The sequence below is a fragment of the Lentzea sp. genome (assembly GCF_036380075.1).
Classification (GTDB): domain Bacteria; phylum Actinomycetota; class Actinomycetes; order Mycobacteriales; family Pseudonocardiaceae; genus Lentzea.
This window is the reverse complement of record NZ_DASVFL010000191.1, coordinates 1-2303: the sequence shown is the minus strand read 5'-3', so window position 1 is coordinate 2303 and position 2303 is coordinate 1. Positions and strand designations below refer to the sequence as shown.

Genomic DNA, 2303 nt, shown 5'->3' with positions numbered 1-2303 from the left:
TGCGTGCCGCGCAGCGCGTTCAGCATCACGAAGTCGTGGATCGCGCCCGCGTACCGCACGGCCGTGACGGGCACGCCGGCCGAACGCAGCTTGTCGGCGTAGGCCTCGCCCTCGTCGCGCAGCACGTCGGCCTCCGCGGTGATCACGAGCGCCTGCGGCAGGCCCTGGAGCTGGTCGAGCGACGCGCGCAGCGGGGACGCGGTGATCTCCGCGCGCTCCAGCGGGTTCGTCGTGTACTGGTCCCAGAACCACTGCATGCCGTCGCGGCGCAGGAAGTAGCCCTCCGCGAACTGGAGGTACGAGTCGGTGTCGAAGGCCGCGTCGGTCACCGGGTAGAAGAGGACCTGGGCCTTCAGGGCGACGTCGCCGCGTTCCTTGGCCTGCAACGTCAGTGCCGCCGCCATGTTGCCGCCCACCGAGTCGCCGGCCACCGCGATGCGGGTGGCGTCGAGGCCGTAGGACGCGCCGGAGGCGACGACCCACTGCGCGGCGGCGTAGTTCTGGTTGATGGCGACCGGGTAGCGGGCCTCGGGCGAGAGCGAGTACTCGGGGAAGACGACGGCCGCGCCGGCGCCCACGGCGAGCTCGCGGACCAGGCGGTCGTGGGTGTGGGCGTTGCCGAAGACCCAGCCGGCGCCGTGGATGTAGAGGACCACGGGCAGCACACCCGAGGAGCCGGCCGGCTTCACCACGCGGACCTTGAAACCGTCGAGCTCGACCCACTGCTCGTCGACCTCCGGCTTGTCCACCTCACCCGACTGCACCTCGTCGACCGTCTTGCGGCCCTGCTCGGGACCCAGGTCGAACAGGAACGGCGGCTGCGCGGTGGCGGCGGCGAACTCGGCGGCGGCGGGCTCGAGGACTGGGCGCTTCATGACTGCTCCCTAAGGTCGATGTTGTTCGGGGTGAGTGCCCCGGATGCCCAGGACGATGGGGTGTGGCTGATGACTGGTTGCCGTGAGGTGGCTCCGAAGGAATGGCCGCCCCGTCGTTCTGGACGCCCTGGCCGCTGATTCAGATCTGGTGCGGACCGTCGCTGTTTAGGGACCTGCTGGCGGGGCTGTCCACGGGATTGAACTTCGATATCAGGAGAACGAGGGTGACGGATCGACCGCTGGTCTGGGTCGGTGTCGATGTCGGCAAGGCCACGCACCACGCGTGTGTGATGGACCCGGCCGGGAAGGTGGTGTTCTCGCAGAAGGTGGTCAACGACCAGGCCGCGATCGAGCAGCTCGTCGCCCGTGCCGGCCGGGCGGCCGCCGAGGTGCGGTGGGCGATCGATCTGACCAGCAACGCGGCGGCGCTGCTGGTAGCGGTGCTGATCGCCGCGGGTCAGCAGGTGGTCTATGTGCCCGGCCGGGTCGTGAACCGCATGAGCGGGGTGTTCCGCGGCGAGGCGAAGTCCGATGCCAAGGACGCGCGGGTGATCGCCGAGACCGCCCGCATGCGCACCGACCTCACGCCTGTCACGGCCACCGATGAGCTGGTGGTCGAGCTGACCCGGCTGACCGCGCACCGCGAGGACCTGATGGCCGACTGGGTGCGCGGGGTCAACCGGCTGCGCGACATGCTGACCGGGATCTTCCCCGCGCTGGAACGCGCCTTCGACTACTCCACCCGCAGCGCCCTGATACTGGTCACCGGTTTCCAGACACCACAAGCGATCCGGGATGCGGGACAGTCCGGTCTGGACGGTTATCTGCGTGAGCACGGAGCCTGGGCCAAGGGAATCCCGGGCATGGTCTCCGACGCGCTGGCCGCGGCCGAGGCCCAGACGCTGCGGCTGCCCGGCGAGGCGACCACCGCCGTGCTGATCGCCGAGCTGGCCCGGCAACTGCTTGATCTGGATCGGCGGATCAAGGAGACCGACGAGCTGATCACCGGCAGGTTCCGGGCACATCCGCAGGCGGGGATCATCGAGTCGCTGCCCGGTCTCGGACCGGTCCTGGGCACGGAGTTCCTGGTGACCACCGGCGGCGACCTCGCCGCTTTCGCCACGTCCGGCCGTCTGGCTTCCTACGCCGGCCTGGTTCCGGTGCCGCAGGACTCCGGCCGGGTGACCGGCAACCTGCGCCGCCCGAAACGCTACAACCGCAGGTTGCGACGCGTGTTCTACATGGCAGCACTGTCCAGTCTCAAAGTCAGTGGACCTTCCCGCGCCTTCTACGACAAGAAACGCGGTGAACGACTCATCCACACCCAGGCCCTGCTCGCCCTGGCCCGCCGCCTGGTCGACGTGCTCTGGGCGCTGCTGCGCGACGGCCGAAAATTCACCCCGGCCGCGCCCCAGCCCGCTACTGCTG

2 protein-coding genes are annotated in these 2303 nt (G+C 69.7%); one reads left to right on the top strand and one right to left on the bottom strand.

What is annotated here, in order from left to right; all coding sequences use genetic code 11:
* The coding region (locus VF330_RS21130) for an alpha/beta hydrolase (protein ID WP_330853361.1) at positions 1-875 on the bottom strand (875 nt) is incomplete at its 3' end.
* A 224-nt stretch (positions 876-1099) separates the two neighbouring features.
* Between VF330_RS21130 and VF330_RS21125 the strand changes: the two genes are divergently transcribed.
* A partial coding sequence (locus tag VF330_RS21125; protein WP_330853362.1) for an IS110 family transposase occupies positions 1100-2303 on the top strand: 1204 nt, incomplete at its 3' end.